The organism is Oryzobacter telluris (assembly GCF_043099285.1).
Taxonomy (GTDB): Bacteria; Actinomycetota; Actinomycetes; order Actinomycetales; family Dermatophilaceae; genus Oryzobacter; species Oryzobacter telluris.
Window position 1 is genome coordinate 3,394,060 of record NZ_CP170723.1, and the last position, 17,959, is coordinate 3,412,018.

Annotated in this window: 16 protein-coding genes and 1 pseudogene; 2 read left to right on the forward strand and 15 right to left on the reverse strand. The window is 74.1% G+C overall.

Annotation, left to right across the window (positions count from 1 at the left end; all coding sequences use genetic code 11):
- Position 1 precedes the first annotated feature (1 nt).
- Positions 2-1,645 (reverse strand): ABC-F family ATP-binding cassette domain-containing protein, encoded by a 1,644-nt coding sequence (locus tag ACFLFB_RS15785; RefSeq protein WP_392543122.1) that lies wholly within the window; start codon positions 1,643-1,645, stop codon positions 2-4.
- A 20-nt stretch (positions 1,646-1,665) separates the two neighbouring features.
- A pseudogene (locus tag ACFLFB_RS15790) lies at positions 1,666-2,330 on the reverse strand (DUF6928 family protein).
- A gap of 41 nt (positions 2,331-2,371) precedes the next feature.
- Here ACFLFB_RS15790 and ACFLFB_RS15795 point away from each other — a divergent pair.
- A complete protein-coding gene (locus ACFLFB_RS15795; RefSeq protein ID WP_392543123.1) occupies positions 2,372-3,283 on the forward strand; it encodes a patatin-like phospholipase family protein in 912 nt (303 codons plus the stop codon).
- Between the two features lie 96 nt (positions 3,284-3,379).
- Here ACFLFB_RS15795 and htpX read toward each other — a convergent pair whose 3' ends face one another.
- The 13 genes from htpX to ndhC form a co-directional block, all read right to left on the reverse strand.
- Positions 3,380-4,273 (reverse strand): zinc metalloprotease HtpX, encoded by an 894-nt coding sequence (gene htpX / locus ACFLFB_RS15800; protein ID WP_392543124.1) that lies wholly within the window; start codon positions 4,271-4,273, stop codon positions 3,380-3,382.
- Positions 4,274-4,311: 38 nt separating this feature from the next.
- On the reverse strand, positions 4,312-5,790 hold the full coding sequence (locus ACFLFB_RS15805) for a proton-conducting transporter membrane subunit (protein WP_392543125.1): 1,479 nt from the start codon (positions 5,788-5,790) through the stop codon (positions 4,312-4,314).
- A complete protein-coding gene (locus ACFLFB_RS15810; RefSeq protein ID WP_392543126.1) occupies positions 5,787-7,265 on the reverse strand; it encodes a NuoM family protein in 1,479 nt (492 codons plus the stop codon). Before ACFLFB_RS15810 ends, ACFLFB_RS15805 begins: the two co-directional genes overlap by 4 nt.
- Positions 7,262-9,139: an NADH-quinone oxidoreductase subunit L gene (locus ACFLFB_RS15815; protein ID WP_392543127.1), complete on the reverse strand. Its 1,878-nt coding sequence runs from the start codon at positions 9,137-9,139 to the stop codon at positions 7,262-7,264. The genes ACFLFB_RS15810 and ACFLFB_RS15815 overlap by 4 nt, the downstream gene beginning before the upstream one ends.
- The gene (gene nuoK, locus ACFLFB_RS15820) at positions 9,136-9,444 is read right to left on the reverse strand and encodes an NADH-quinone oxidoreductase subunit NuoK (RefSeq protein WP_392543128.1); all 309 of its coding nucleotides are present in this window, start codon (positions 9,442-9,444) and stop codon (positions 9,136-9,138) included. The genes ACFLFB_RS15815 and nuoK overlap by 4 nt, the downstream gene beginning before the upstream one ends.
- Positions 9,441-9,947, reverse strand: coding sequence for an NADH-quinone oxidoreductase subunit J (locus tag ACFLFB_RS15825; protein WP_392543129.1), 507 nt, complete (start codon positions 9,945-9,947; stop codon positions 9,441-9,443). Before ACFLFB_RS15825 ends, nuoK begins: the two co-directional genes overlap by 4 nt.
- Positions 9,944-10,570, reverse strand: coding sequence for a 4Fe-4S binding protein (locus tag ACFLFB_RS15830; RefSeq protein WP_392543130.1), 627 nt, complete (start codon positions 10,568-10,570; stop codon positions 9,944-9,946). The genes ACFLFB_RS15825 and ACFLFB_RS15830 overlap by 4 nt, the downstream gene beginning before the upstream one ends.
- Positions 10,571-10,572: 2 nt before the next feature.
- Positions 10,573-11,529, reverse strand: a complete 957-nt coding sequence (locus ACFLFB_RS15835) for an NADH-quinone oxidoreductase subunit H (RefSeq protein ID WP_392543131.1) — start codon at positions 11,527-11,529, stop codon at positions 10,573-10,575.
- Positions 11,526-12,047 carry an NADH-quinone oxidoreductase subunit C gene (locus tag ACFLFB_RS15840; RefSeq protein WP_392543132.1) on the reverse strand — a complete coding sequence of 174 codons (522 nt, stop codon included), beginning with the start codon at positions 12,045-12,047 and terminating at the stop codon, positions 11,526-11,528. The genes ACFLFB_RS15835 and ACFLFB_RS15840 overlap by 4 nt, the downstream gene beginning before the upstream one ends.
- 50 nt (positions 12,048-12,097) lie before the next feature.
- Positions 12,098-14,167, reverse strand: coding sequence for a PhoX family protein (locus ACFLFB_RS15845; protein WP_392543133.1), 2,070 nt, complete (start codon positions 14,165-14,167; stop codon positions 12,098-12,100).
- A gap of 139 nt (positions 14,168-14,306) precedes the next feature.
- Positions 14,307-14,666, reverse strand: coding sequence for a DUF2568 domain-containing protein (locus tag ACFLFB_RS15850; protein WP_392543134.1), 360 nt, complete (start codon positions 14,664-14,666; stop codon positions 14,307-14,309).
- Complete coding sequence (locus ACFLFB_RS15855) at positions 14,663-15,235, reverse strand: NADH-quinone oxidoreductase subunit B (protein ID WP_392545433.1); 573 nt, start codon at positions 15,233-15,235, stop codon at positions 14,663-14,665. The genes ACFLFB_RS15850 and ACFLFB_RS15855 overlap by 4 nt, the downstream gene beginning before the upstream one ends.
- 17 nt (positions 15,236-15,252) lie before the next feature.
- The gene (gene ndhC, locus ACFLFB_RS15860; protein ID WP_392543135.1) at positions 15,253-15,618 is read right to left on the reverse strand and encodes an NADH-quinone oxidoreductase subunit A; all 366 of its coding nucleotides are present in this window, start codon (positions 15,616-15,618) and stop codon (positions 15,253-15,255) included.
- 468 nt (positions 15,619-16,086) lie between these two features.
- Between ndhC and ACFLFB_RS15865 the strand changes: the two genes are divergently transcribed.
- Complete coding sequence (locus ACFLFB_RS15865) at positions 16,087-17,952, forward strand: 2-oxoacid:acceptor oxidoreductase subunit alpha (protein WP_392543136.1); 1,866 nt, start codon at positions 16,087-16,089, stop codon at positions 17,950-17,952.
- Positions 17,953-17,959: the final 7 nt, after the last annotated feature.

A 17,959-nucleotide genomic window follows, 5' to 3' on the forward strand; every position in this document is an offset into this window, starting at 1 on the left:
CCTACGAGGCGGTGACCCGGCCGTCCTCGACGTGCCAGCGCTGGTCGAGCCGGACGGTGTCGAGCAGCCGTCGGTCGTGCGTGACGAGGAGGAGGGCGCCCTCGTAGGACTCGAGGGCCTCCTCGAGCTGCTCGATGGCCGGCAGGTCGAGGTGGTTGGTCGGCTCGTCGAGGACGAGGAGGTTGACCCCGCGCGCCTGGAGCAGCGCCATCGCGGCCCGGGTGCGCTCACCCGGTGACAGCCGGCTGACCAGGCTCGTGACCTGGTCGGCCCTGAGCCCGAACTTGGCCAGGAGCGTGCGCACGTCGGCGGGCGTCATCGCGGGCACGGCCGCCTCGAAGGCGTCGCCGAGGGGCTGGTCCTCGTCGAGCCCGGTGCGGGCCTGGTCGATCTCGCCGAGGGAGACCGAGGCGCCCAGGCTGGCCCGGCCGGTGCTCGGGGCGAGCCGTCCGACGAGCAGCCGCAGGAGCGTCGTCTTGCCGGCGCCGTTGGGTCCGGTGACGCCGATCCGGTCGCCCGCGCTCACCTGGAGGGAGGCGGGGCCGAAGGTGAACGGCCCGAGGGTCGCCGTGGCCTCGTCGAGCGTGGCGACCACCGAGCTCGACCGGGGGGCGCTGCCGATGGTGAAGCGCAGGGCCCACTCCTTGCGCGGCTCCTCGACCTCCTCGAGGCGGGCGATGCGCGACTCCATCTGGCGCACCTTCTGCCCCTGCTTCTCCGAGGACTCGGTCTGGGCCCGACGGCGGATCTTGTCGTTGTCCGGCGACTTCTTCATCGCGTTGCGCACGCCCTGCGAGCTCCACTCGCGCTGGGTGCGGGCGCGCGAGACGAGGTCGGCCTTCTTGTCGGCGAACTCGTCGTAGGCCTCGCGGGCGTGGCGGCGAGCGACGGCCCGCTCCTCGAGGAAGGCGTCGTACCCGCCGTCGTAGACCGCGACCCGGTGCTGGGCGAGGTCGAGCTCGACGATGCGGGTGACCACGCGGGAGAGGAACTCGCGGTCGTGCGAGACGAGGACCACCCCGGCGCGCAGGCCCCGGACGAAGCCCTCGAGGCGTTCCAGCCCGGCGAGGTCGAGGTCGTTGGTGGGCTCGTCGAGCAGGACGACGTCGAAGCGGCTCAGCAGCAGCGCGGCCAGGGCGGCGCGGGCGGCCTGCCCACCCGACAGGGAGGTCATCAGGGCGCCGGGGTCCACGTCGAGGCCGAGGTCGGCCAGCACCGCCGGGAGGCGCTCGTCGAGGTCGGGGGCCCCGCTGGCCTGCCAGTGGTCGAGGGCGTGGGCGTAGGCGTCCTCGGCGGCCGAGGAGTGGTCGCCCCCACCCAGGGCGGCCGCGGCCTGCTCCATCGCGGTGCTCGCGGCGGTGACCCCGGTGCGCCGGGCGACGTGGTCGGCGACGCTCTCGCCGGCCAGGCGCTCGTGCTCCTGCGGCAGCCACCCGACGAACGCGTCGGTGGGCGCTGTCGACACGGTTCCCTCCAGCGGGTCGAGGTCGCCGGCGAGGATCCGCAGCAGCGTGGTCTTCCCGGCACCGTTGGCGCCCACCACCCCCACGACGTCGCCGGGCGCCACGGTGAGGTCGAGGGAGTCGAAGAGGGTGCGGTGAGCGTGGCCCCCGGCCAGGTTCTTCGCGAGGAGGTGGGCGCTCATCCGGCGATCGTAGTGACGCCTCAGCGCCGCCCGAACAGGCGGCGCTTCCGCTCGCTGAGGCGGAACCCGGCGAGGGTCACGTCGAAGGGGTCGACGGTACTGTCGCCGCTCATCCCGGACCACCCCTCGAAGACGAACCCGAAGAGGTGGTCCAGGGCTGCCTCGCTCAGCTCGAGGGGGTGGAACGGCAGCGGGTACTCCTCGTCGTCATCGACGGCGGGGTGCGCCCCGGCCCAGAACGGCTCCTCGAACGGCAGCCGCTCGCCGACGTCCTCGATGACCTCGTCGTCGCTGCTGACGCTCAGGGCCCGGCGCAACGTGCCGTCCGGCGTCCACACGCCGTAGGCGAACCAGTCGACGACGCTGTGCATGGCGTGGACTACACCGTGCGGCCCGCTCCCTCGGCCACGAGGTGCGGCGCCAGCCGGGAGGGCTGGTCCTGCGCGGCCGCTGCCGTGCAGACGATGGAGACCCCGGGCCACACCGCCGCGTACACCTTCTCGTCGTCCGGGTTCGCGTTCTCGGCCAGGGTCCCGTCCTCGATCGCGGTGACGTCGTGGTCGGGGAACAGCCGCGCGACGAGCGCCTCGGTCGCCGGTCGGTCCGCCTCGGGGCCCGAGGCCAGCAGTGCGGCGACATCGGTGTCGGTGTCGACGTAGCAGATCAACCAGTCCTTGGCTCCCATGCCGGAAGTATGGGCGACCGCCCTCGGATAGGTTGCCGTGCGTGCGCTCGGTTCCCCCACCTCGTCGGGCGCCGCCGCACGAGCGTGCGCTGGTGCTCGCCGGCGGCGGGTCGGCCGGACAGGCGTGGGAGATCGGGCTCGTCGCCGGTCTGGCCGAGGGTGGGGTCGACCTCGTGGAGGCCGAGCTCGTCGTCGGGACGTCGGCCGGTTCCACCGTGGCCGCGCAGCTGACGAGCGGGACCTCCCCCGCCGACCTGTACGCCGGCATCCTCGATGAGGTCGCGCCGTCGCGTCCGGCCGACGTCGCGCCGGGGCCCCGCCGGCCCAGCGCCGCGACGGTGGGCTACCTCGGGTGGTCCGACGCGGTCATCGCCTCCGCGCGGGACGCCGCCGACATGCGCCGACGGATGGGTGCCGCGGCCCTCGAGCTGGAGGAGTCCGACCGTGCGGGCCACGCGCGCTGGCGCGAGGTCGTGGCCGCCCGGCTGCCGAGCCACGAGTGGCCGGACCGACGGGTGTGGGTCACGGCCGTCGACGCGCGCTCCGGCGAGCCGGTGGTGTTCGACCGCGACAGCGGGGTCGGCCTCGTCGATGCCGTCGCCGCGAGCACCTCGGCCCGGACGCCCCACCACGTCGGCGAGGAGCGCTTCATCAACGGCGGGTACCGCCGCAGCGAGAACGCCGACCTCGCGGCCGGGTACGGCCGGGTGGTCGTGCTGTCGCCGTTCGGCGGCCGGTCGCGGATGCCGGCCGCCTGGCGCATGGACCTCGCGAGCCAGGTGGCCGAGCTACGGGCCGGGGGCAGCCGGGTCGAGGTGCTCGTCCCGGACGCCGGTGCCGGCGACTCGTTCGACGCCAACGCGATGGACCCGGCCGCGCGCCGGCCGGCCGCGCGAGGCGGACACGACCAGGGCCTGGCCCTCGCCGCGAGCCTCGCCGACCTCTGGGGCTGACCCGCGCTTGCCACGAAGGGTGGGCTGTGGCTGTCCGCCGTCCACCGGAGGAGCCACTGGCCACCCTTCGGGCAAGAGCAGCGGCGCCGGGCGCCGTCAGGGGTTGATGCGGTGGCCGTACGCCAGCTGCTCGAGGCGGGCGATGCGCTCGGCCATGGGCGGGTGGGTCGACATCAGGCGCGACACGTCCTGCGCGCGGAACGGGTTCGCGATCATCATGTGGCTCGCGTTGACGACCTGCTGGGTCGGGGCGAGGGGCGCCCGGGCCACGCCGAGCTCGAGCTTGCGCAGCGCCGACGCCAGGGCGAGCGGGTCACCGGTGAGGCGCGCGCCGTCCTCGTCGGCGTCGTACTCGCGGGTGCGGGAGATCGCGAGCTGCACGACGATCGCCGCGAACGGCGCGAGGATCGCCAGGGCCAGGCCGGCCAGCGGGTTGCGGTTCTCGTCGCTGCCCCCACCGCCGCCGAAGATCATGCCGAACGACAGGATCTGGCCGATCGTGGAGATGACACCGGCGATGGCCGCCGCGACCGAGCCGGTGAGGATGTCGCGGTTGTAGACGTGCATCAGCTCGTGGCCGAGGACGCCGCGCAGCTCGCGCTCGTCGAGCAGGCCGAGGATGCCCTCGGTGCAGCAGACCGCGGCGTTCTCGGGGTTGCGCCCGGTCGCGAACGCGTTGGGGGCCTGGGTCGGCGAGATGTACAGGCGCGGCATCGGCTTGCCCGCGGCGGTGGAGAGCTCGCGCACGATGCGGTACATCGCCGGTGCCTCGGCCTCGCTGACCGGATGGGCGTGCATCGCGCGGATCGCCAGCTTGTCGGAGTTCCAGTAGCCGTAGAACGTCGTGGCGACACCGATGAGCGCGAAGATGAGGATGAACGCGCTGCTGCCCGTGGAGCGGGCCACGAACCAGCCGATGGTGAGCAGGATGGCCCACATGCCGCCGAACAGCGCGGCGGTCTTCAGGCCGTTGAAGTGGTTGTGCTGCATGACTCCTCCAACGCCGATCGGGTGCGGGATCGTTCCGGTCAGGTGACGGCGCCGAGCAGCAGCGCCGGCAGGGCGCTGAGCAGGACGAGGACCGCCGTCCCGGCGACGATGACGACCTGCGCCGCGCGCCGGGGCACGAGGGGTGCGCTCGGCACGACCTGCGAGGCCGCGAGCGGGCCGGTCTCCCCCGGCTCGGCGAGCAGCACCCCGAACCAGCGCAGGTAGACCGCGATCCCCAGCACCACGGCGACCACCGCGACGACCACGAGCGGCCACAGCCCGGCGTCGACGGCGGGCTGCAGGGCGACCACCTTGGCGACGAGCCCGATGATGCCCGGCGGGAGACCGGCGAGGACGAGCAGCGCGAGGGCGAGGGCGCCACCGGCCAGCCGGTCGGTGCGCAGCAGGCCACGGAAGCGGGCGATGGACCCCGCCCCCACGAGCGCGACCACGGACAGGGCCACGACCGTCGCCACCGCGTAGACCAGCACGTAGGCCGCCGCGGCCCGGCTCGCCTCGGCCGTGAGCGCACCCAGCGGCAGGACGACCCAGCCGGCCTGCGACACGGTGGACCACGCGAGGAGGCGGGTGGCGTCGTCCTGGCGCAGCGCCATGACGTTGCCCAGCAGCATCGACCCGACCGCGAGGACCCCCACGGTCACGGTGACCGCCCGGCCGTCGAGCCGGGGGTCGACGAGCGCCTGCACCACGACGAGCAGCGCCGCCGCGGCGGACAGCTTGGAGGCCGCGGCGAGCGCCACCGTGGTGCCGAGGTCGGAGGTCGAGTACGCCTGCGGGGTCCACGCGTGGAAGGGCACCAGGGAGAGCTTGAAGCCCAGCCCGGCCAGGAGCGCCACCACTGCGACGACGAGCACGGCCCGGGTCTCGGGCGCCGCCCAGGCGGCGGCCGCCGTGGCGGAGGAGAAGGCGGCGTCGCCGGTGGCCGTGAGCCACAGCGCCGAGCCGAGGACGAGGAGCGCGAAGGAGGTCAGGGAGGTGACGAGGAGGGTCAGCGCGCCGTGCGCCGCGGCGCGGGTGCCGCGCAGGGCCACGAGCGCGACGAGGGGAACGGTCGCCAGCTCGAGCGTGACGAGCCACGACCCGATGTCGCGGGCGGCCGCGACCCCGGCACCACCGGTGGCGGCGGCGAGGACGAGGGCGCTCGTGACGGCGGGGTCGCGCGGTCCGTGGCCTCCGTCGTGGAGCAGGAGCAGGGCCGCCGCGGCCGACAGGAGGATCCCGGCCTGGAGGGCGCCGGTGGGACCGGACGAGGTCCACAGGCAGGCGCCGTCGGGAGCGGGCAGGCAGAGGGTGCGCACCGGAACGGCCGTGGGCCTCAGCACCCCGAAGAGGGCCGACCCGGCACCCGCCGCGAGCAGGACCACCCCGACCAGCGGCCACGACCGACGCCGCGGCACGAGGGCGTCGCCCACGAGGACGAGCACCGCGCCGAGCGCGGGGAGCAGCGCCGGGAGCAGGGCGACGAGGTCGAGGGTGACGAGCACGGTGCCGCTCACGGCGACCCCCCGATGGCGGCCGACGCCGCGGCGGTGATCGCGAGGAGCGGGCCAGGAACGACGCCGAGGAGGACGACGGCGATCGCCAGCACGCCGAGCACGCCGGCCTCGACGCCGTCGGTGTCGGGCGTGGCGGCCTCCGCGCCCGGGGCCGGGCGGTCGCCGATCCACACCAGGCGGGCGACGCGCAGGGCGTAGGCCCCGGCGAGCGCCGCGCCGACCGCCGCCACCACCGCGCACACGACGAACACCGGCCCCGGCCGGCTCGAGGCGGGCGCCCACGCGGCGTAGATGGCGAGCACCTCGCCCCAGAACCCGGCGAGGCCCGGGAGCCCGAGCGTGGCGGCCAGCCCGAGGATCAGGACGAACCCGAGGCGGGGTGACGTCTCGCGCAGGGCCGGGCGGGGGCTGGCGAGGTCGGCGGTCCCCCATCGCAGCTTGAGGCCCCCGACGAGCACGAAGAGCAGCGCCGACACCACGCCGTGCGCGATGTTGGCGAACAGCGCCGCCTGCAGGCCCGTGTCGGACCCCGCTGCCAGCGCGAGGACGACGAAGCCCATGTGCGCCACCGACGAGTACGCGACGAGCCGCTTGAGGTCGCGCTCGACGAGGCAGACGAGCCCGCCCCAGACGATGCCGATGACGCCCGCGACGGCCAGCACCGGGCTGATCGTCGTGAAGCCGTCGGGCACGGTGGCCACAGGCAGGCGGACCAGGCCGTACGTCCCCATCTTCAGCAGGACGGCGGCCAGCAGCACCGACCCGGCCGTCGGGGCCGTGGTGTGGGCGGGCGGCAGCCAGGTGTGCAGCGGGAAGACCGGCACCTTGACGGCCAGGCCGAGCACGAGCAGCACGGCGACGGTGAGCTGGCGCTCATGGGTGAGCGCGGCCCCCGCCCCGCCGGCGAGCTCGCGCAGGTCGGACGTCCCGGCCCAGCCGACGAGGGCGAGGATGCCCACGAGCATCAGGGTCGATCCGACCGCGGTGTAGAGGACGAAGCGCTGGCTCGCGTCGGTGCGGGCGCGCGGGTCGTGGCGGTCGCCGTACCGCCCGATGAGCAGCCACATCGGCACGAGGACGAGCTCGAAGGCGAGGAAGAACAGCACGGCGTCACGGGCGGTGAAGGTGGCCAGCGCCCCGGCCTCGACGAGGAGGAGGCAGCCGAGGAAGGTCGCGGGCGTGCCGCCCTCGGGCACCTCGACCCACGCGTGCGCCGCGACGAGCACGCCGATGACCGCCGTGAGCAGGACGAGCGGGACGGCGATGCCGTCGACGCCGAAGGAGAAGCGCACGTCGAGCTGCGGCAGCCAGGGCCGGTCGACCGACGAGTCCGACAGCGCGGTGGCCACGGCGAGGAGGAGGGTCAGCGCGGCGGCGACGGCGGTCGTGATCCGGGCGCGGGCGACGGGCAACGCTCGGCCACCGGTGACGAGCCAGAGGCCCACCGCGGCCGGGAGGGCGAGGAGCAGGCTCACGACCACAGGAGCACCCCTCCCACGCCGAGGACGACGACCGCCCCGACGACGAGGGCGACGGCTGAGGCGGGCCGCTCGCCGCGGTGGCCGCGGGCACCGGCCCAACCGGCCATCCGGGTCGCGACGGCCGTGCCGCGGACGTAGGCGTCGACGACCTCGGTGTCGAGGAAGGCGACGACCCGCGCCAGCCGCAGCACCGGGACGGCGACGGCGCGGCGGTACAGGCCGTCGGCGCCCAGGCCGCGGTCGGCGTGCGGGACGAGCCGGCGGGCCATGACCTCGGCCGGGTCGCGGTCGAAGCCGCCGCGCAGGGCGAACACGACGCCGACGGCGATGACGAACAGGGTGAGGACGACCCAGAGCAGCGAGGCCGAACCCACGGGGAAGGCGTCGGTGACGACGAGGACGAGCCCGCCGAGGACGGTGAGGACGACCAGCGTCCACAGCGCGACCGCCACGCCGACCGGCGGCGACGCGCTCTCCTTCGGCTGGCGCACGTGCGCCGTGAGGACGAGGTAGGCCCGCGTGCAGTACGCGGCGGTGACGGCCGCCGTGAGGATGAGCGAGACGAGGACGAGGACCCCGGGCCCGCCGTCGAGGGCGCCCTCCCAGGCCACGGCGAGGACGTGTTCCTTCGAGATGCCGCCGACGACGAGCGGTACCCCGGCGAGCGACGCGAGGCCGACGAGGAAGCCGACCCGCAGCAACGGCGCGGCCGCGGCACTGCCGCGCAGATGGGTGGCCGCGGTCCCGCCGGCGACCAGGCCCGCCCAGCCGATGGCGAGGAAGAGCAGCGCCTTGAACAGCGCGTGCGACCACAGGTGGAACAGCCCCGCGCTCGGACCGACGGCGGGCGGGGCCGCCGCGAGCGCGGAGAGCATGACGCCGACCTGGCTCACGGTGGACCACGCGAGCAGCCGCTTGAGGTCGCTCTGCGCGAAGGCGAGGACGGCGGCGAGCAGCATCGTCACCGACACCGAGATGCCGAGCACCCAGCGCGGGGTCTGGCTCACCGACAGCAGCGGGAAGACGCCGGCGAGGACGACGGTGCCGGCGGCGACCATCGTGGCCGCGTGGATGAGGGCGCTGGCGGGCGTGGGGCCCTCCATCGCGTCGGCGAGCCAGTCCTGGAACGGCACCTGGGCCGACTTGCCGAGCACCCCGATGACGAGCAGCGTGAGGAGGAGGGCGCGGGCGGTGGCGTCCGGCGCGTGGCAGGCGGTGAGCGCCTCCCCGACCGAGGAGCCGAGGTCGACCTGGGCGTCGATGCAGGCGGTGGGGCGGGCCCAGGCGGAGACGACGTCGGAGAGCCGGGTGGAGGCGGCGCCGGCGGCGAGCCCGACGACCCCGAGGACGAACCCGATGTCGGCGACGCGGGTGACGATGAACGCCTTGTGGGCCGCGCGCCGGGCGCTCGGCTTGCGCGACCAGTGGCCGATGAGGAGGTAGGAGCACCAGCCCATGACCTCCCAGCCGACGACCGTGAGGAGCAGGTCGCCCGAGACGACGACGAGGAGCATGGCGGCGGTGAAGAGCGAGACCGTGGTGGCGAAGGTGCCGTACCGGTCGTCGTCGGCGAGGTACCAGGCGGCGTGGACCTGCACGGCGGCGGCGACGAGGGCGACCACGGTGACCAGCGCCCAGCGGGTCGGGTCGCCGACGACGTCGAGCGGGACCTCCAGACCCCCGGCGTCGAGGCCGGGGCCGGACTGCACGTAGTAGCTGGTCACCGAGATCCACCCGGCGACCCCGGCGAGGAGGGTCAGCCCGCCGCCGCAGATCGCGACCGCCCGCGACAGGGCGGCGTCGCGGCTGACGACGAGCCCGATGACGGCGGCGACGCTCGGCATCGCGAGGACGAGCCACGGGTTCACGGCGCCTCCCCGCTGCGCTGCGCGAGGTCGATGCTCGCCCGGTGCCGGAACGCCGTGAGGACCACCGCGAGCGCCACGACGACCTCGGCCGCCGCGATGGTGATGACGAACAGCGGCAGGACGCTCCCGGCAGCCCAGCGGTCGGCGCCGGCGGCCTGGGTGGCGACGAGCAGGACGAGCGAGCCGCTGAGGATCAGCTCGACGCCGACGAGGAGCAGGACCGCGTTGCGGCGCACGACGATCCCGAAGACGCCGAGGCCCACGAGGACGGAGGCGAGGACGTACGGGCCGGCGAGGTGGATCACGCGGCGACCTCCTCACGCGGGATGCGCGAGACGGCCAGCGCGGCGACGAGGGCCACGAGCAGCAGGAGGGAGAGCAGCTCGAAGGGCCAGACCCACGTGCCGAACAGCTGGCCGGCGACCTGGGTGCTGGTGACGTCGGCGCGCTGCACGGGCTCGGCGAGCGGCAGCAGGACCGAGCCGAGCAGGGTGGCGACGGCGCCACCGAGCAGCGCGGCGCCCAGGGTGCGCCACACGCCGGGGCGGTGGGCCTCGTCGGGCCCGATGGGGGCGCGGGTCAGCATCAGGGCGAACAGGACGAGGACGACGACGGCCCCGACGTAGACGAGGACGAGGACCAGCGCGACGAGCTCGGCGCCGAGCACGAGCAGCGACCCGGCCACCCCGAGCAGGGCGACGACGAGCCAGAGCGCGGCGTGCACGACGTGGCGGGTCGTGACGGCGAACAGGCCGCCGACGACGGCGAGCACCGCGGTGGCCGCGAACGCCGTGTCCAGAGCCGTCATCCGTCGTCCCCGGGCGGACTCTCCGCGGGCGGCGCCTCGGCCGCCTTCGCCATGCGCGGCCGGACGGTGCGCGGCGCCCGCGGACCGGCGCCTCCTCCTCCGGAACCCCCGGCGACGAGTCCGGTGCCGCGCGCGGGCTTGTTGGCGGCGGCGATCTCGGCCGGCTCGGCCGCCTTCTCGTCGAGGGCGGGCGGCGGCGGGACGGTCGCCATCCAGTCGCCGAGGCGGCCCTTCTCGTGGAGCAGGTCGAGGATCGAGACCTCGGCGTACTCGAACTGCGGGCTCCAGTGCAGCGCGTCGAAGGGGCAGACCTCGATGCAGATGCCGCAGTACATGCACAGGCTGAAGTCGATGGCGAAGCGGTCGAGGACGTTGCGCTGCCGGTCGCGGCCGCCCTCGGTGGTGGCCGGGATCGTCTCCTTGTGGGAGTCGATGTAGATGCACCAGTCGGGGCACTCGCGGGCGCAGAGCATGCAGCTCGTGCAGTTCTCCTCGAGCAGCGCGATGACCCCGCGGCTGCGCGGCGGCAGCTCGGGGGCGACGTCGGGGTACTCGGCGGTGTGCGTGCGGCGCAACGCCGTTCGGGCGGTCGTGACCAGCCCCTTCACGAGTCCGGGAACCATGCTCACCAGCCCATCACCACCCCGACGCCCGTGAGGAGGAGCTGCGCGAGGGCGAGCGGGACGAGCCACACCCAGGCGAGGCGCTGGAGCTGGTCCTCGCGCAGCCGGGGCCAGGCAACCCGCAGCCAGATGACGACGAGCGCCACCGCGAAGCCCTTGAGGAGGGTCCACACCCAGCCGAGCGCGTCCTCGAACGGCCCGTGCCAGCCGCCGAGCCAGAGCGCGGCGAAGAGCAGCGACATCACGACGATGCCGGCGTACTCGGCGAGGAGGAAGAAGGCGAACCGCAGGCCGGTGTACTCGGTCCAGGCGCCCATGACGAGCTCGGCGTCGGCGACGGGCATGTCGAACGGCGGGCGCTGCAGCTCGGCCACGGCCGCGACGAGGAAGACGACCCCGCCCACCAGCTGCCAGACCAGCCAGAACGGCTCCCACCGGTCGGTGAGCGTGGCGAGCGAGAGCGACCCGCCCGCGAGGCCGACCGAGGCCACGGCGAGGACGATCGGCAGCTCGTAGGAGACGAGCTGCGCGGCGGCGCGCAGGCCACCGAGGAGCGCGTACTTGTTCGCGCTGGCCCACCCGGCCATGAGCGTGCCGAGGGCGCCGACCGACGTGGCCGCGAGGGCGAGGACGACCGAGCCCGGCACGTCGACCGCCGCGACGCCTGGGTGCACCGGCACCACCGCGAGCGCGACGAGGTAGGGCACCAGGGCGACGCCCGGCGCGAGCCGGAAGACCCAGCGGTCGGCGGCCTTCGGGGTGATGTCCTCCTTCTGGATGAACTTCACCCCGTCGGCGACGAGCTGCGCCCAGCCGTGGAAGCCGCCGGCGTACATCGGGCCGAGGCGCCCCTGCATGTGGGCCATCACCTTGTGCTCGGCCTGCCCGACGAGCAGGGGCAGCACGAGGAAGGCGGCGAGGACGGACGCGGCGCGCAGCGCGACCTCGAGCAGCGTCATCGCGGACCCCACTCGGGCGGCGGGACCCCGGGCGCCTGGACGCGGCGGCGGCTGGGCGAGCGGGCCGACTCGTGGCCCTCGCCGGGCTCCTTGCCACCGGGCCACGGCTTGCTGGCCCGGGCGGCGAGCTGGAAGGACTTGCGCAGCGGCGTGCCCTCGAAGCCGTCGGGCAGCAGGAGCGGGCGGATTCCCTGGCCGCTGCCGTCGTCGAAGCCGGTGAGCTCCAGACCGAACATCTCGGCGGTCTCGCGCTCGTGCCACGCGGCGCCGGCGAAGACGTCGGTCACGGAGGCGAGCGGGTCGCCATCGGGGACGCGGGCCACGAGGAGCAGCCCGCGCAGGGCGCCCTGCTCGCGCGTGTCGTAGAGGTGGCAGACGACGTCGAGGCCCGGGGCGTCCTCGTCGTGGGAGCGGTCGACGGCGCTGAGCCAGTCGAAGAACGCGAACCCCTCGTCGCGTGCGGAAGCCACGGCGGCGTGCCAGCCGTCGGGGTCGACACCACGCGTCTCGTCCGCCACGTCCGGCAGCCTATCGAGGCTGCCGGACGTGGCGTCGACGCCGTGCGGGGTCAGCGCTCGCGGTAGACCTGCACGACGCTGGGACGGGGGCCGCCCCATCCACCGTCGGCGAGGGTGCCGGCGGGCAGGTAGTCGGGGAAGAAGGAGTGCTGCGCCGCGAAGGTGCCCTCCTCGCCCGGGTGCTGGACCGACACGAAGACCGAGCCGTCCTGGTCGTGGATGACCGGGCCGCAGGTCTCGGCCTCGCGCGGCACCGCGAGGAACTGCTCGACCTTGCCGCGGTCCGGGCCCTCGAGGGTGACCCGGTGCAGCGCGTCGTCCAGGCCGATGGTGCCGGGCTGGCCGTCCGTGGAGATCCACAGCGCACCGCTGGAGTCGAACGCCACGTTGTCGGGGCACGAGATCGGGCTGACCGGGCCCTCGTAACCGCCGAAGTACGTGCCGGTCTTCCCGGGCGTGCCGCAGACGAGGAGGAGGTTCCACGCGAAGGTGAGCGCGGTCGGGTCGTTGCGCGACTCGGTGAGCTCGAGGACGTGGCCCTCGCGGTTGGTGACGCGCGGGTTCGCCTCGTCGACCGGGGCGTTGGTGCCGACACCGCGGTTGGTGTTGTTGGTCAGGGCGACGTAGACCTTGCCGGAGACCGGGCTCGGCTCGACGTCCTCGGGGCGGTCCATCTTCGTGGCGCCGGCCTTGTCGGCGGCCAGGCGGGTGTGGACGAGGACCTCGGCCACGCTCATCCCGGCGACCTGGGACTCGCCGCCGACGACCAGGGGCAGCCACTCGCCGCCGCCGTCGAACTCCCCGTCGGCGGGGAGCGTCCCGGTGCCGTCGGTCTCGGCGGCCGGGCTGTCACCGGTGAAGCGCGCGACGTAGAGGTCGCCCTCGGAGAGCAGGGTCTTGTTGTGCGCGCGGGCGCCCTTGCCCTCGTCGTCCCGGTACTTCTTCCTCGACACGAACTTGTAGACGTACTCGAAGCGCTCGTCGTCACCGGAGTACGCCACGACGTGGCCGTTCTCCGCGACGCGGACGTTGGCGCCCTCGTGCTTGAAGCGCCCCAGCGCGGTGTGCTTCACCGGGGTCGAGGTGGGGTCCTCGGGGTCGATCTCCACGACCCAGCCGAAGCGGTTGACCTCGTTCTCGTAGCCGGGCTGGCGGGCGTCGAAGCGCGGGTCGACGGTCCACCAGTTGCGGCCGCTCGAGCTGACCGTCGTGGGGATGCCGTAGCGCCGGTTCTCGGCGGTGGCCGCGGCGACGAAGTACTGGTGGAAGTTCTCCTCGCCCGACAGGACCGTGCCCCACGGGGTGGTCCCCCCGGCGCAGTTGTTCTGGGTGCCGAGCACGGTGCGGCCGACGGGGTCGTCCTTGGTGCGCAGCAGCGGGTGGCCGGCGGCGGGCCCGTCGAGCGCGAACGGCGTCTGGGGCGTGATGCGGCGGTTGCGGCGGGCGCCCTGCACGTACTCCCACGGGTGGCCGGGGGCCTTGCGCCGCAGCTCGACGACGGTGAGGCCGTGGGCCGCCATCGCGACGCGCTTGTTCTCCTCGAGGCGGGCGGCGTCGGTCGTCGCCGGGAACATGATGTTCTCGTTGGTGTACTCGTGGTTGACGACCGCGACGGCGGTGCGGCCGCGCTGGCCGTCGAGGGCGATGACGTCGAGGTAGTCGCAGTTGTAGCCGAACTGGGCCGCCTGGCTGGCCGCGGTCTGGTTCTGCGGGTCGAAGGCGGGCGAGTCGGCGAACAGCGGGTCACCCCAGCGGATGACGGGCTTCCACGCGTAGCCCTCGGGGACGGTCATCGCGTCGACGGTGGCCGGGACGGGGGCGATCGGGGCGAAGCCCAAGCCGCGGCCACGGCCTGCTCCGGCGAGCGTGGCGGCGGAGGCGGGGGTGCTCGCCGCCGGAGAGAGCGCGAGGGCGAGGGCACCCGCACCGGCGGCACCGAGGACGCCGCGGCGGCTCAGCGCGCGGGCCGCGACCTCGGGGAAGTAGTCGTTCGTCGTCGTGTTGGGGGCGTCGTGCCCGCACTGGTCACCGCACTTGAGCAGGCAGGTGATGGGGCTGCGCTTGCCGCGGGCGTGCGGGGCGAGACCGAGCAGGCGGCGGTTCTCGGGGGCGATCGTCACTGGGGTTTCTCCGGGTCCGTCGGGCGAGTGGTGGGTCGCTCGCGACGCTAGGTCCCGGTCCCGGACCGGAAGGGGACGAGGAGGAGAACGTCAGGTGATGCTTGGGCGACGACGTGGTCAACCCTGGGTCAGCCGCAGGTCAACCCGCGTCGCGCTCGGCCTGCGGGAGGACGACCTGGGCCGCCACGATGATCGTCCCCGCGAGGGCGACGACCCAGCCCCACCGGACGTGGCCAGTGGCGACCAGGCCCCATCCGGTGGTGAGGCACAGGGCCACCGACAGCACCGCACGCGGCACGGTCGCGAGCCGGAGCCGCGACCTCGGCGCGATGAACAGGCCCCACACGACGACGAGCACGGCCACGGCGGCGACGCCCGCGGCACCTCCGGCCACCCCGCCACCGACGAGCTCGTGGGCGAGCACACCGGCACCCACGAAGAGAGCCAGCTCGACGACGAACGCAGTGAGGGCGAGCAGGGCCAGACCGGGTGTGGTCACGGCTTCCCGACGAGGCCGCGCGTGACGTCGGCCGCGCTGGCCGTGCGGTGCCCCGCGAAGCGCGCCTGGCGCCCGGGCTGCCGGTCGGCGATGGCGGCGCCGCTCACCTTCTCGGCGGCGATCTTCTCCTGCAGCCTGATGATGCCCTGCAGCAGTGCCTCGGGGCGCGGCGGGCAGCCGGGCACGTAGACGTCGACGGGGATCAGCTGGTCGACACCCTTGGTCACCGAGTACGAGTCCCAGTACGGCCCACCGGAGTTCGAGCAGGCCCCGAAGCTGATGACGTACTTCGGCTCGGGCATCTGGTCGTAGAGGCGGCGGATCGCGGGCGCCATCTTGTCGGTGACCGTGCCGCTGACGACCATGAGGTCGGCCTGGCGCGGGCCCGGCGCGAACGGGATGACGCCGAGCCGGATGAAGTCGTGCCGCCCCATCGACGTCGCGATGAACTCGATGGCGCAGCAGGCGAGCCCGAAGTTGAAGACCCACAGGCTGTAGCGGCGGCCCCAGTTGAGGACAACGCGGATCGGCTTGGGGGCGTGCTCGGCCAGCGGGCCGACGCGCGGCATCGGGAGGTCGACGGCGCTCACGCGAGGTCCCAGCGCAGGAGGCCGCGACGGGCGGCGTGAAGCAGCCCGACGATGATCACGCCGACGAAGACGACGACCTCGACCAGGCTCGCCGCCCCCAGCTGGGGGTCACGGATGACGAGCGCCCAGGGGAACAGGTACACCGCGTCGACGGCGAAGACGACGTAGAGGAAGGCGAAGGCGACGTACCGGATCTGGCTCTGCGCCCAGCCGGTGCCCACGGGGTCGACGCCGGACTCGTAGGTGGTGCGCCCCGCCGGGGTGACCGCACGGGGGGCGATGAGCCGGCGCGCCATCATCGCGGCCGTGACGAGGAGGACGCCCGCGAGCACCACTCCTGCAGCCGCCGCGTAGCCCTCCATGTCCCGCAGCCTAGCCACCCGCCCTCCGGCGCGGGTCGAGGTATTCGGCCGGTGCGCTACACCGCCGGAATACCTCGACCCCCGGGAGCTCCAACCAGGTCGAGGTGAAATCCGACCGGCAGAGGGTCGACGTTCACCTCGATCCGGCGGACGCGCTCGCCCGGCCGGGTGGGTCCGGGCGCCGCTCCGCTCGTGCGACGCCCGGACCGTTCCCTCCCCGGAGCCCGGCCGTGGCACCACTCTGGCGCCGCGGGCGCGTCCTGACCATGGGGAGGACTCCCCCGCGCTCGGCACCGGCACCGCACGGCGCGGCAGGAGACCGGGTGTGCCTTTCACCATGGACAGCCCTGAAGGGCAGCCGGGTCGGACGTACGATGGACGGCGTTGCGCCCCCGGGCCCGACCGGCTCCTGCCCAGTCCCCCACGGCGCACCCACGACCTCTTCTCGACCTGACCGGGTGACCCACAGTGAGCAGCAAGACCGTCAAGACCCTCGACCGCGTGGTCATCCGGTTCGCCGGCGACTCCGGGGACGGGATGCAGCTCACCGGCGACCGCTTCACCAGCGAGACCGCCGCCCTGGGCAACGACCTGTCGACGCTGCCCAACTTCCCCGCCGAGATCCGCGCCCCCCAGGGGACCCTGCCGGGCGTGTCGAGCTTCCAGCTGCACTTCGCCGACCACGACGTCCTCACCCCGGGCGACGCCCCCGACGTCCTCGTCGCGATGAACCCGGCGGCGCTCAAGGCCAACCTCGCCGACGTCCCCCGCGGCGCGACGATCATCGTCAACACCGACGAGTTCACCAAGCGCAACCTCGCCAAGGTCGGGTACGTCGAGAGCCCGGTCGACGACGGCACCCTCGAGTCCTTCCACGTGCACGCGGTGGCCCTGACGAGCATCACCGTCGAGGCGCTCGCCGGGTTCGACGGCCTGAGCCGCAAGGAGAAGGAGCGGGCGAAGAACATGTTCGCCCTGGGCCTGCTGTCGTGGATGTACACGCGGCCCACCGCCGGAACCGAGGCCTTCCTCACCCGCAAGTTCGGCGCCCGCCGCGAGATCCTCGACGCCAACATCGCCGCGCTGCGCGCCGGCTGGAACTACGGCGAGACCACCGAGGACTTCGCGTCCTCCTACGTCGTCAACCCCGCGACGATGCCGCCGGGCACCTACCGCAACGTCACCGGGAACACCGCGCTGGCGCTCGGGCTGGTCGCCGCCGCGCACCGCGCCGACCTGCCCCTCGTCCTCGGCTCGTACCCGATCACCCCGGCATCCGACATCCTCCACGCGCTGGCCGCCCTCAAGCGCCACGGCGTCACGACGCTGCAGGCCGAGGACGAGATCGCCGGCATCGGCATCGCCCTCGGCGCCGCGTTCGGCGGGGCCATGGGCGTCACGACCACGTCCGGCCCGGGTGTCGCCCTGAAGTCGGAGACCATCGGGCTGGCCGTCTCGCTCGAGCTGCCGCTCATCATCGTCGACGTGCAGCGCGGCGGCCCGTCCACCGGGCTGCCGACGAAGACCGAGCAGGCCGACCTCCTCCAGGCGATGTTCGGCCGCAACGGCGAGTCCCCGGTGCCGATCGTGGCACCGAAGACCCCCGCCGACTGCTTCCGCGCCGCCATGGATGCCGTGCGCATCGCCACGACGTACCGCACGCCGGTGTTCCTGCTCTCCGACGGCTACCTCGCCAACGGGTCCGAGCCGTGGAGCGTCCCGGAGGTCGCCGACCTGCCCGACCTCGGTGTCGAGTTCGCGAGCGCCCCCAACGGCACCGACGCCAAGGGCAACGCGGTCTTCCACCCGTTCCTGCGCGACGAGGAGACCCTCGCCCGCCCCTGGGCCGTGCCCGGCACCCCCGGCCTCGAGCACCGCATCGGCGGCATCGAGAAGGCCGACGTCACCGGCAACATCAGCTACGACCCCGACAACCACGACAAGATGACGCGCCTGCGCCAGGCGAAGATCGACGGCATCACCGTCCCGGACCTCGAGGTCGACGACCCGAGCGGGGAGGCGCGCGTCCTCGTCCTGGGCTGGGGCTCCACCTACGGCCCGGTCGCCGCGGCGGTCCGCGTCGTGCGCAACTCCGGGCGTGCCGTGGCGCGCGCGCACCTGGGCCACCTCAACCCGTTCCCGAAGAACCTCGGCGAGGTGATCACGGCGTACGACCGCGTCATCGTGCCCGAGATGAACCTGGGCCAGCTCGCTCTGCTGTTGCGGGCGCAGTTCCTCGTCGACGTCCGCTCGCACACGTCGGTGCGCGGCCTGCCGTTCTCCACGGTCGAGCTCGCCGACGTCATCTCGTCGACCCTGGAGGACCTGCCGTGACCGCCAC